Origin of the sequence: Pseudovibrio sp. Ad37 (assembly GCF_001623075.1) — a bacterium.
GTDB lineage: Bacteria > Pseudomonadota > Alphaproteobacteria > Rhizobiales > Stappiaceae > Pseudovibrio.
The window spans coordinates 25,028-37,521 of record NZ_LMCF01000021.1; the positions used below are offsets into that span (position 1 = coordinate 25,028).

Consider the following 12,494-nt stretch of genomic DNA (forward strand, 5'->3'; position numbering starts at 1 on the left):
GGTAAGTCCTATTTAAAGATCACGGTACGGTCACCGTTAAGGAGAATTCGGTGCTCCAGATGATAGCGGACAGCGCGAGCAAGAACCTGACTTTCCGTATCACGCCCCTGGGCGATGAGTTCGTTCACCGAATGGAAGTGTTCAACCCGGCTCACGTCTTGCTCGATGATTGGTCCTTCGTCAAGGTCTGCGGTTACATAGTGCGCTGTGGCTCCAACCATCTTGACGCCGCGTGCATGGGCCCGGTGATACGGTTTTGCACCTATAAAGCTTGGCAGGAAAGAGTGGTGGATATTGATCACCTTGCCCGCAAGCTTCTCACAGAGCTCATTGGAGAGAATCTGCATGTAACGCGCGAGCACCACCAGATCGATGTTTTCGCGCTCTACCAAATCAACAATCTGGGCTTCCTGTTCCGCTTTGGTCTCTTTGGTCACTGGCAGATAGTGAAAGGCAATCTGCTCATGCTCAACGCGGGACTGATACTTAGTGTGGTTGGAAGCAACCGTCACAAGATCCATCGGCAGCTGTCCAGTGGAGTTGCGGTAGAGCAGGTCGTTCAGACAGTGCCCCATCTGTGAGACCAGCACCAGAACACGAGGTTTCTTGGAAAGATCATGCACCTTCCAGTCAAAACCATAGCCGGTTGCAACAGGGCCAAAGCCCTCTTCAAACTGTTCTTTGATCATCCCGTCCGGTGCGTTGAAAGAGATGCGCATAAAAAAGCGATCTGTCTCTGCATCGCCGTACTGAGCGCTTTCACAGATGTTGCAGTTTTGAGAAGCGATTGAGTTTGCAACCGCTGCCACGATCCCTTTTCTGTCTCCGCAGGAAAGGGTGAGCACATAGTTGGCCTTGGTGTTCATAGGAGGCTTAATCTACACGTTTGAACTGAATTTGCTGCCGCGCACAATAGGCGGGAGCACCTAATTTTTAAAGGGTAAATCAACACTGGGGCGCAGAAAAAAGCATTGTGCTGCAGCAATGTGATTCTTTTTCATAACCACGGTACAAACCACTAAAACCACTAAGCTTGTGCAGACAGATCCAGATACACAGGAGATAGGGTGCCAAGTAAGGAATTACCCTGATAAATGCATTGGGAGATAATTGGGTATCAAATCAACCAGATTGAGAACAACACCGTAGATTTCTAGATTGAGCTTCGGTGCGTGCTCTTAAAACCAGATTTTTGAGTGTCTGGAGGCGCATCTGTTCGACCGGTGGGCCGGGGGCGCGTCATGAAGCTCTTTATAGTACAGGAAAGCTTCCTTGATGAAGACATTACTGAGATCACCGAGGTGGTCTCCAACGGCCTTGCTGCGCGTCAACACAACATCACTCTGATCACTCTGACGGGCAAACCAAGAGACCTTTCCCACTACTCACCGCGAATTACGCCGGTCTTTCTGGAAAAGGCCAGAGCTGCAGCCGCAGCAGCAGGGGTTGCCAGACTGGTCGAGAAAGAGAAGCCGGATATCATTCTCTCTCACGGCACAGGCAGTAACATAGCTTGTCTGTCCGCGGTCAAGACACGCTCGCGTTTGAAGGTGCCTGTGGCGATCACGCTCCATTCGTCGGTTAACATTTCAGATCGTCTCGCACTGAAAACCCAAAAGAGCGCAGCCACCATAGCAGTGCCGCTGATTTACAGTGAAGCAGAGCGGGTGATCTGTACGCTCAAGTCTATCGAACATGTCGTTGATCTTTGCGAGCAGGTGCCCAAAGAAAAGATCAGTGTCATCTACAATCCTCTTGTCGAAATGAATGTGTTTGAAACGGCAGCAGAGCCGATTAAAGAGGAGTGGTTCGAAACGCACGGCACCAGCAAGGTGATAAGCGTCGGGGCCCCGTCCAGTCGCAATGCCCATCACCAACTCCTCCGCGCCATGGCACTCAGCCGTTACAAGGATAATCTGCGGGCGTATCTGTTGGGTAAGGGAGAGGAGCAGGAAGAACTCCAGCTGCTGGCATCCAATCTGGCACTCGATGATATCGTCACCATGCCGGGCGAAGTCGTCAAACCGGAGAGGTTCCTTAGAGCAGCCAATGTGTATGTCTCAACATCTCAACAAGACAGCGTGTCCGGCGAGTTGGTGCGTGCAATGGCCCTGGGAACACCCATCATAGCGCTCGACAGTGGCGCTGGTGCCCGCGAAGTGCTCAGCGATGTCCGCAATGGCTGGCTCGTTCCATCAGGTGATGCGGACAAACTATCAGAAGCGATCCTCGCCGCAGTGAAATGCGACAGATCTGACGACACTTTGGCCACCAGAGCACGTGATTTCTCTCAGGAACGTGCAATTGATGCCTATGAGAAACTGCTCCTCTCCATGATTTCTGAGCGTGTCACAGATCTGCACTAAGAGTGACCTCCATGGAATTTTCAGCCTAACTAGTTAATATAACTAGGTAAAATAGGGTGCCTCACGTCATTAACGTGGGATAACCCGGCACAGACCACAAGCGTGTTTGACCTGCAAAATCTGCATCAAGTACCATAAGGTCAGCCGTGTTCTTGGCCAGTGTTTGAGTGTGCGTACAGCTTCGTTCTCCGCTAACAATAGATACAGGTCATTGGAGCACCACTGTTGAGTGTCTGGTTCGGTTTTTGTAGCAAGACGAGGAGTTCTCCTGCGCCTACGGTGCGTCGGCGTTCCTCTCTTATGCTGTTCTTCCTGCTGTCAGCCTGCATGGTAGGCCCGGATTTCAAAAGGCCAGAGCTCTCACCAGAAGCCAAGTTTACCCGCAATGATCCCGGAGCAACTGTGTCCGCAGACATACAAGGCGGAGCCTCTCAATCCTTCTCTACCCAAAGAGATCTGCCAGGCGAATGGTGGGAGTTGTTTGAGTCAAATGCCCTCAACACGTATGTCAGCCTTGCCGTCGCCAACAGTCCCACAATTGCGCAGGCAGAAGCCAATCTCAGACAGGCACAGGAAAATGCCTATGTGGCTGGTGCTGGGCTCTACCCAACCGTCACTGGCAATGCAAGCCGTAACAGACAGAAGTTCCCCATAGGTGGCGGCGGAGCAAGTGAGATTGTTGCGAACCTGAACCCTTTCTTCACGACCTACAGCTTGTCATTGGCCATCTCCTATACACTTGATGTTTGGGGGGGCACACGCCGGAACATTGAATCTCAGGTCGCTAACATTCAGTACTCGCAGTTTCAGGTCGAGGCAGCACACCTGACGCTCACATCCAACCTGTTGAATGCCGTCATTTTGGAAGCCTCACTCAGAGGTCAGATCCGCGCAACTGAAGAGATAATCAAGGCACAACAGCGGCAACTCTCCATTCTCCAAGCACAGTTCAGGTTAGGCGGCGTGGATGAAAGTCAGGTCCTGCAACAACTGGCAACGCTTGAGCAAACCAAGGCGACTTTGCCACCACTCCAGCAACAATTGGTGGTGCAGAAAAATCAGATCAAAACGTTGGGCGGCTTCTACCCCACCCAGGACATCGTGAAGGAGTTTGATCTCTCTGATCTGAAACTGCCAAGAAAACTGCCGCTAAGCTTGCCTTCGCAGCTCGTAGCGCGAAGGCCAGACATCCGCTCTGCTGAGGCGCAACTCTGGCAAGCCAGTGCCAACATCGGTGTTGCATTAGCCAACCAGCTCCCAAGCTTCCAGATTACCGGCAACGTGGGCAACGACTCCGACGTGTTCAACCGTCTGTTCTTCTCCGGAACGGGTGCCTGGCAAATAACAACATCCGTAGCTCAAACCGTGTTTGATGCTGGAGCGCTCAACAGTCAGCGTAAAGCTGCGGTTGCAGCGTTCGAGTCCTCTGCCGCTAATTATCGCGAGGTTGTGCTGACCGCATTTGGCGACACCTCCAATGCGGTCAGCGCTTTGAAGAATGATGCCCGCGCCCTGAAGGCCAGTCTTGCAGCCGAACGCTCTGCCAGAAAGAGCCTGCGCCTGACCCAGCAACAGTACAATTTAGGCGCTATCGATCTCACAACACTGCTGCTTGCAGTCCAAACCTATCAGCAAGCGAAGATAAATCTGGTGCAGGCACAAGCCGCACGTTTCACAGACACTGTCGCACTGTTCTTTGCGCTCGGCGGAGGGTGGTGGAACCGTCCCAATGCCGCACCAATAAGGGATGGAAGACCTCTGACCATCATCTCGGCTGTCCCGCCGTTCAATCGCAAACAGATTCAGCCGGTGAACCAGCCATGAATGAACGCAAAAAGCCCAACACCAAAAAACACATGATCATTATGCTGATTTGCGTCGGTATAGCGTTTGGTGGGCTCTACGGATTTCAGCTCTACAAATCCAGAATACTTGGGAAGGTCGTGTCAGGTCTGCAAAACAAGATCGAGACCGTCTCCTCCTACAAATCCACCAAACAACTCTGGACCGAAAAAGTCTCGGCAGTTGGCACGCTTGTAGCAATCATGGGTACTGATTTGTCGCCTGAACTTCCCGGTACGGTGACCCATATCAACTTCGCATCTGGTGAGGACGTCCAGAAAGGCGCGCTGCTGATTGAGTTGGATACCACACAGGAGATTGCGCAACTAAAGTCCTTACAGGCTCAGGAAACTCTGGCGCGTCAAACGCTGGACAGAGACCTGAAGCAATACAAAGTCAACGCCGTCAGCAAACAGCAGATCGATTCCGACTGGTCGAGCCTGAGAGACTTTCAGGGACAAGTGCAAGACCAGCTTGCGATCATTGCCAAGAAAAACATCCGTGCTCCATTCTCAGGCCGTTTGGGCATCCGCCAGGTTAGCGTTGGCCAGTATCTCAATGTGGCCCAGCCCTACGTCAACCTTCAGCAGCTTGATGATCTCTTCGTTGATTTTTACATCCCCCAGCGCTTTCTGGGCACCATCAAGCGCGCTCAGGAAATTGAGGTCTCGGCTGATACCTATCCGGGAAAGTCCATCAAAGGCAAAGTGGTTGCCATAGATGCGCAGGTTGACATCAACAACGGTAACGCCAGAGTACGTGGTCGCTTTGCAAATCCGAATAAAGAACTGATCCCGGGCATGTTCGTCGATGTGCAAACAGTGATATCGGCGCCAAAAGAGCAGGTCACAGTGCCGCAAACGGCAATCACCTACAACTCCTATGGGGTCAACGTTTATGTGCTGACTAAGACCGACGAAAAGCACATGGATAAACCTGTCTACACTGCCAAGCAGCGCTTCATCGAGGTCGGTGCAAAACGAGGTGACCAGATCGTGATTTCAAAAGGTCTTAAGGTGGATGAACTCGTAGTGAGTGCAGGGCAGCTCAAGCTCCGCAATGGCTCCAAGGTCGTCATCGACAACTCAGTGCTGCCACTCAATGACCCTGACCCGAAACCCGTAGAGCAATAGGTGGGCCATGAACAGTTTCACAGAAATTTATGTTCGTCGCCCCGTTCTGGCCTCCACCATCAGCCTGATGATTTTGGCGCTGGGCTTGCGCGCAATCTTCTTACTACCGGTGTTGGAGTATCCAAAGACGGAAAACGCTGTCATCACCATTTCAACCACCTTGTTCGGCGCCAGCGCTGAGACTGTCGCGGGCTTCATCACCACCCCGCTGGAAGAAGCAATCGCGCAGGCCAACGGCATCGACTACATGACCTCGACCAGTGCCAGCACGGTCAGTACCATCACAGTCAATCTGGTGCTCAATTACGACGCGGACAAAGCCCTTACGGAGATCAACACTCACATCAGTTCGGTGCTGGACCAGCTGCCGCAGGAAACGCAGAACCCGGTACTCACAATTCAAATCGGTGAGACCATCGATGCTATGTACATCGGTTTCACATCCGACGTGATCGACCGTAACCAGCTCACGGACTACATCGTCCGTGTTGTTCAGCCTCAAATACAGGCGATCAACGGAGTTCAAACCGCTGAACTTATTGGCGAAAAACGCTTTGCAATCCGCGCCTGGCTGTATCCGGATAAACTGGCTGCCTATGGCCTCACTGGCACAGACATCGCAAATGCTCTGGCCCGCAATGACTTTATCTCCGGCGTAGGCAACACCAAGGGCCAGATGGTGCAGGTGGAACTCACTGCCAACACCAATCTGACAGATGTTGAGGATTTCCGTCAGCTTGCTGTGGCAGAAAGTGATGGTGCGATCATTCGCCTGCGTGATGTGGGCAGAGTGGAGCTGGGGTCAGAAGATTATAATCTGGCTGTGCTCTATTCCGGCAAGGTGGCCGTGTATATTGGGGTGCAGGCCGCGCCAGCCGCAAACGTGCTTGCCATGTTGGACCAAGTACGTCAGGTCGTGCCCAAAATCCAAAATGGAATGCCCCCGGGACTGGAAGCACGGATTGTCTACGACTCCGGTCTCTTTATCAACGCCGCAATTGATGAGGTAATCAGCGCCCTTCTTGAAGCATTAGTGATCGTAACCTTCGTGGTCTTCCTCTTCATCGGCTCCCTGCGCACGGTGGCCATTCCCATCATCGCGATCCCGCTATCGCTCATAGGCACCTTCTTCATCATGCTGGTTTTGGGCTACTCCATCAATCTGCTCACACTCTTGGCCCTGGTGCTCGCCATCGGCCTCGTGGTGGATGATGCAATTATCGTGGTGGAGGACGTGGAACGACACATCTCGGAAGGCAGTACCCCGTTTCAGGCTGCTATTCAGGCCGGACAAGATCTCGGCAGACCCATTCTCGCGATGACGGTCGTGCTTGTAGCAGTGTATGCCCCCATTGGCTTTCAGGGCGGTTTGACGGGAGCCCTGTTTACAGAATTCGCCTTCACAGTGGTTGGTTCGGTGACCATTTCAGCCATTGTAGCGCTCACTTTGACACCCATGATGAGCTCCAAGATCCTGAAAGCGAGATCACAGGAGACCTCAGGCTGGGATGATGCCATGACCCGCACGGTTGATGATATCTACGACCGGTTCCGCAAACGCTACTTGCGCGCCTTGGAAGCCTCACTGGACAACAGACTGGTCGTTCTCACCTTTGCCTTTCTGATCCTCGCCAGTATTCCCACACTCTATTCCACCTCCCAGCAAGAGCTTGCACCTCAGGAAGATCAGGGCCTTGTTCTGGCGCAGTCAACGCCAGCACCTTCGGCCACCCTGCAACAAAAAATGCTCTACACAGAAGAAATCTATCGCATCGCCCGAAAGTATTCTGAGGTTGAAGGCGTGTTCCAGCTGGTACTGTCCTCTAGCGTGCTGTCTGGCGTTCTGCTGACACCGTGGGATGAGCGCGACAAAACGGCCACCGAACTGCAATACGCCATGCAGCCCCCGATGGAAGGCGTGGCAGGTTTCAAAACCGTGATGTTCCAAAACCCGCCCTTACCGGGCAGCAGCGGCTTGCCCGTGCAATTCGTCATCAAAACCACCCAACCCGTCGATAAACTCAACGCTGTTGGGTCACAAGTGCTGGAAAAAGCGCAGGCCACGGGTAAGTTCATCTTTATTGATAAGGACTTGAAGATCGATAAGCCGCAGGGCAAAATCAACATCGATCGGGATCGAGTCGCCGAGCTCGGGCTCACTCTGCAGGATGTGGGGCAATCCCTCACAGCGCTCATGAGTGGCGGTTACATCAACTACTTCGATTTTGATGGCCGCTCTTACCGGGTCATCCCGCAAATCATTCAGTATGACCGCCTAAATCCGGAACAGCTGTTGGACACCTATATCCGGGTGCCGAACAGCTCGGCAACTCCAAGCAGTGCGGCGCAAAGCGGAAGCTCGTCACCCAGCTCCGCTGCCAGTTCATCGGCAGCAGGTGCGTCAGGAACGAACACAAGCAGCAATGCTCCGCGCAGTACAATCGTGCCGCTCTCCAGCGTTGCAACGTTGGATATGCAGGTCACGCCAGAATTCATTCCGCACTTCCAGCAACAAAACTCCATGACGCTCTCCGGCGTACCCAGCTTTGGGGTACCTCTGGCGGAGGCCTTGCAAGTCCTGCAGCAAATAGCGGCAGAAGAACTGCCAGAAGGTTATGATGTTGATTACGCCCAACAGTCGCGCCAGTTCGAGCAAGAAAGCAGCGGCTTTGTCGTCACATTCGTGTTTGCGCTGCTTATTATCTTTTTGGCACTTGCAGCCCAGTTCGAAAGCTTCCGTGACCCGATCATAATTCTCGTCTCGGTTCCAATGTCCATCGCAGGGGCGCTGTTCTTCATCAATATCGGATTGGGCGGAGCGAGCATTAACATTTATACGCAGGTTGGGATCATCACGCTCATGGGCCTGATCTCGAAGCACGGCATTCTGATCGTGGAAGTTGCCCGCGAACTCCAGGAAAATCAGGGCGCAACCAAACGTGAAGCCGTGATTGGCGCCTTGCAAATCCGCCTGCGCGCTATCCTGATGACAACCGCCGCCATGGTGCTTGGCGTGATCCCGCTAGTGCTGGCAAGCGGAGCAGGTGCAGCTTCTCGTTTCAACATGGGACTGGTGATTGCGACTGGCTTGTCCATCGGAACACTCTTCACTTTGTTCGTCGTCCCAAATGTCTACATGCTCATTGCACAAGATCGCTCCAAACTGGCACAACCCGATGATAAAGCGGAGGAATTGCCAAAGGGAAACGGTGAGCCAGACCCAACCTCATAGAGCAGTGGAACAGGACGAACTCTCAAAACGGCAGAATTCCTTGAGGTTTCAAACCTTCTGGGAAATGAGAGAAGCGGTTTTCAGATAAAAAATTACAAAGGCAAAAGCCCAGAGCAACAAGCCAGTTCCAGCACTCCCGCAATCCGCTTTTATGCTCACCTGTGGAACACTTGTAAGTTTCTCACAGCAAAAAGAAATTGAGTGGTTGCCTATTCCAAATCATAAAGCTATAACCCGCCCCACACACAGCGATGGGGTGTAGCCAAGTGGTAAGGCAACGGTTTTTGGTATCGTGTACCGTAGGTTCGAATCCTACCACCCCAGCCATTTTTTCCTGAAAATTTAATCGACTAGCTTAGAGTTAAGCATTGCTTTTATTCGCTCTCTAAAGCCTGTAATGAGATGTCAGTAACACTGGCTTAAATGCTGTTCTCTGTGCATGCACATTCCGGTTTTCAGTCATACTCCTTCCCAAAAATATGATTGTGTCGAACCTCAAGAAGATTTTGCATCATGTAACGTGTTGTTTTAATTGAGATAGTAGCACTTCATTGTCTGACGGACTTAGCTTGTCCAAATTTCATTGAGAGTGCGTTGGTCGCTCAGGCCACTCTGCTACCGGCTTAAGCAGAGGTTTCACCATGTCTGAGCAGATAGATACCTGCCCAGATGAACCAGAGAATGAAGCCAAGGCCGAAGATGATACCGCCCAGATCGCTCATGCCCGGAATGACTGTGGCAATCCCTGCCAGACCGATGATAATGCCAAGCCAGCCAAGTCCCTTGGAAAGACTGGAGCCACGCAAGCCGGCCCAGCCCAGCAGCAACACCCACAAGCCACCCGTGATCTCGTTGCCGCCGCCAATGCCTTCCTGCACATTGTTCAAGGTTGCCCACATCACCAGTGCTTCGTCATGGTCCAGTGCATAGAGCGCTGACACTTCTGCCAGAGAAATGTTGGCCAGCATGCCACTGGCCAAAATCAGACCCGCCCAGATCAACCCGAAAGCAGCAGCAACCTGAGAGAGCCCCGGTGTTGCAGCTTTCAGCCGGTCATGCAGCGCAATCACCAGCACTACCAGAAACACTGCATTGACGATGTAGATGATGAAATTCCAGAGATACATAAGGCTCTGATTGGAAACGATGAATGCCAGCAAGTTCGCATCACTGCCGTCTTCGCCAAAGCCAGCATCTGCCAGTAAAGTCGTTAAAAGAGCAAAGCCAATGATGTAGGTGGCCGCTTCAATAAGAGATGCTATTCCGCCAGCTTTTTGAAGGTTCATCACAGGCGTCCTTTTAAAACCACTAGTTGAATTTATGCAGAACATGGGATGTTCTGTGCAGCAAAGAAATGTAAAGTGCAGAAAGCCGCAGCGTAAACTTAGAAATTGCGTTAAACAAGAGGCGTATACCCAGACTTGCAAAAAACTATAGTATGCGCATCTTAAAGTTTGAGTGAAGCTGCCAACCAAATTTCGTCACCACAACGCTCCCAGACCAATAACAATACGTGAGTGAACAGTGCGTTATCGTCATAAACTACAAGGCGATGAGACGGCGGCAGCAGGATTGCTTTTGAGGAAAGCAATCTGATTTGAGGGGGAGACCGAATGAACCTGGCAGAGTGGCTGGCCCGTACAGCCAGAATAACACCGGACGCACCTGCGCTCTTTCACGGAACGCAGCTCGTAGCGACCTATGGCGAGTTCGGCGCGCGCTCCGCAGCCATCGCAGGGGCACTGCAAAACAACTACAGTGTAGCCAAGGGCGATCGCGTTGCCATCTTCATGAAGAACCGCACGGAGTACCTTGAAGCCAGCTACGGCATCTGGTGGTCCGGTGCTGCTGCAATCCCGATCAATGCCAAGTTGCATCCCAAAGAAGCGGCATGGATCATCGCGAACGCGGAGGCCACTGCCGTTTTCATCTCTGATGATGTGGGGGAGGATCTGATCAAGGAGATTGATCAGTCTAAAACCAAGGTCATCTCGGTGGATCAGGACAGCTACAAACAGATGCTCTCCGCAGAGCCTTTGGCGCAGCCGGTGCCCATTGATGCGCAGGACATGATCTGGCTGTTTTACACCTCCGGCACAACAGGCCGACCCAAAGGGGTGATGATGTCTTCGCAAAATATCCAAAGCATGATGCTCGGTTATTATGCAGGCATCGGCACACCAACGCACGAAGACGCCACGCTTTACGCTGCTCCCATGTCTCACGGTGCAGGCATTTACAGTTTCATGCACGTTGTGGCCGGTGGCCGCCACGTTTGCCCGGTCTCTGGTGGGTTTGACGCTGCAGAGATTCTGGAGGTCGCCCCGCAGATTGGCAGGATCGCCATGTTTGCAGCACCCTCAATGGTGCACAGGCTGGTGGAAGTTGCCAAAGCCTCAGGCGCAACAGGTGAGGGGCTGGACACCATCATCTATGCTGGCGGTCCAATGTACTTCGCTGATATCGTTGAGGCCGTTGACGTTCTCGGCCCACGCTTTGCGCAGATCTATGGTCAGGGTGAATGCCCGATGGGGATCACGGTTCTCAGTCGTGAGCAGGTCTGCGACAGAAAACATCCCAGTTGGGAAGGAAGATTGAAATCAGTTGGGGTAGCTCAAGTCGTCTCGAACGTCCGTGTGGTAGGAGAGGACATGAAAGACCTGCCCGTCGGTGATATTGGCGAGATTGTCGTGTCAGGTTCGGCGGTCATGCTAGGCTACTGGCACAATGAGGAAGCAACCGCTTCCACGATTATCGATGGTTGGTTGAAAACAGGCGACATGGGTGCGCTGGATGAGGATGGGTTTCTCACCATGCACGACCGCTCGAAAGATATGATTATCTCGGGTGGGTCCAATATCTATCCTCGCGAAGTGGAAGAGATCCTTCTGCTGCATCCGGATGTATCTGAAGTCGCTGTAGTCGGTCGGTTTCATGAGGAGTGGGACGAAGAGGTGGTGGCAATCATCTCGCCAGAGAAGGGAAAGACCGTCGATTTTGTAGAGCTGGATCAGCTTTGCATTGATAACATCGCGCGTTTCAAGCGTCCGAAGCAATATGTCGCCATGGATCAGTTGCCCAAAAACAATTACGGCAAGATCCTTAAGCGAGACTTGCGAGAGATGTTGAAAGGCTCGCAGAGAGGTGGATCAGTCTGATGAAGTCCTTTGAAATTCGTAGTGCTCGCTCAAAAGATATCCCGCAGATCGGAGAGGTCGGTCTCGCCTCATGGAAACGGGGCATCGGCCCCCACGTGCCACAGGTTGCTCACGAAACCATGAGCAAGGCCTCCTTCACCGATTTTGCAAGTGCCCGTCTGGATCAGATTGTAGTGGCAGTCAAAGAAGATCGCGTGCTCGGTTTCGCAGCCACAGAGCATGCCGACAACTTCATCACCGATCTCTGGATTGATCCGGACTATGAGAGCAGCGGACTGGGCACTGCGCTGGCAGAAGAAGCCGAACGCCGCATCGCCGCCCGTGGCTACCACACCGCAGAAATCTCTGTCCTCATCCAGAACGAACGCGCTCTGGGTCTCTATCACCACATGAGATACGAGGATGTGCGCGAGGCCACCAAGTTCGACGAAGACCTCAAATGCGAAATCACCTACATCCGCCTCCGCAAACATCTCCCATTCTACGCAGAAGAAATCGCCTGAGGTCTTCCCTCAGGCATGCCTTCGTGGGTGTGGGAAACTCTTTCATGCTGAGCCCTTCACGGAAGTTCGACAGTGTCTAACTCTTCGCGGTGTAGAGAGGCGTTGGGTGACCAAAGTGGACCTACGAACTTACTTGGCAAGTTCCCTGCCAGAGTGATGTTATAAGCCGGAGCATTGCTACGCTCACAAAACTTGCGTTTGAGCAGGGCGTCCACTTTTGCTTTTGATAAAGGGAGGACAAACAAAAGATTGGTTTGCTG

Annotated in this window: 8 protein-coding genes and 1 tRNA gene; 7 read left to right on the forward strand and 2 right to left on the reverse strand. The window is 52.6% G+C overall.

What is annotated here, in order from left to right; translation table 11 throughout:
• Nucleotides 1-8 precede the first annotated feature (8 nt).
• Entirely contained in the window at nt 9-866 is an 858-nt protein-coding gene (gene purU, locus PsAD37_RS05595; RefSeq protein ID WP_063295309.1) for a formyltetrahydrofolate deformylase, read from the reverse strand.
• A 375-nt stretch (nt 867-1,241) separates the two neighbouring features.
• Here purU and PsAD37_RS05600 point away from each other — a divergent pair, with 375 nt between their 5' ends.
• The 5 genes from PsAD37_RS05600 (at nt 1,242) to PsAD37_RS05620 (ending at nt 8,900) form a co-directional block, all read left to right on the forward strand.
• Nucleotides 1,242-2,366 carry a glycosyltransferase gene (locus tag PsAD37_RS05600; protein ID WP_063295310.1) on the forward strand — a complete coding sequence of 375 codons (1,125 nt, stop codon included), beginning with the start codon at nt 1,242-1,244 and terminating at the stop codon, nt 2,364-2,366.
• Nucleotides 2,367-2,645: 279 nt separating this feature from the next.
• The gene (locus tag PsAD37_RS05605; RefSeq protein WP_208985536.1) at nt 2,646-4,190 is read left to right on the forward strand and encodes an efflux transporter outer membrane subunit; all 1,545 of its coding nucleotides are present in this window, start codon (nt 2,646-2,648) and stop codon (nt 4,188-4,190) included.
• Nucleotides 4,187-5,341: an efflux RND transporter periplasmic adaptor subunit gene (locus PsAD37_RS05610; RefSeq protein ID WP_063295311.1), complete on the forward strand. Its 1,155-nt coding sequence runs from the start codon at nt 4,187-4,189 to the stop codon at nt 5,339-5,341. Before PsAD37_RS05605 ends, PsAD37_RS05610 begins: the two co-directional genes overlap by 4 nt.
• 7 nt (nt 5,342-5,348) lie before the next feature.
• Nucleotides 5,349-8,573 (forward strand): efflux RND transporter permease subunit, encoded by a 3,225-nt coding sequence (locus tag PsAD37_RS05615; RefSeq protein WP_063295312.1) that lies wholly within the window; start codon nt 5,349-5,351, stop codon nt 8,571-8,573.
• Between the two features lie 252 nt (nt 8,574-8,825).
• Nucleotides 8,826-8,900: transfer RNA gene (locus tag PsAD37_RS05620), tRNA-Gln, on the forward strand.
• A 296-nt stretch (nt 8,901-9,196) separates the two neighbouring features.
• Here PsAD37_RS05620 and PsAD37_RS05625 read toward each other — a convergent pair.
• The gene (locus tag PsAD37_RS05625) at nt 9,197-9,859 is read right to left on the reverse strand and encodes a DUF4386 family protein (protein ID WP_063295313.1); all 663 of its coding nucleotides are present in this window, start codon (nt 9,857-9,859) and stop codon (nt 9,197-9,199) included.
• Nucleotides 9,860-10,186: 327 nt separating this feature from the next.
• Between PsAD37_RS05625 and PsAD37_RS05630 the strand changes: the two genes are divergently transcribed.
• On the forward strand, nt 10,187-11,731 hold the full coding sequence (locus PsAD37_RS05630) for a class I adenylate-forming enzyme family protein (RefSeq protein ID WP_063295314.1): 1,545 nt from the start codon (nt 10,187-10,189) through the stop codon (nt 11,729-11,731).
• Entirely contained in the window at nt 11,731-12,234 is a 504-nt protein-coding gene (locus PsAD37_RS05635; protein WP_063295315.1) for a GNAT family N-acetyltransferase, read from the forward strand. The genes PsAD37_RS05630 and PsAD37_RS05635 overlap by 1 nt, the downstream gene beginning before the upstream one ends.
• Nucleotides 12,235-12,494: the final 260 nt, after the last annotated feature.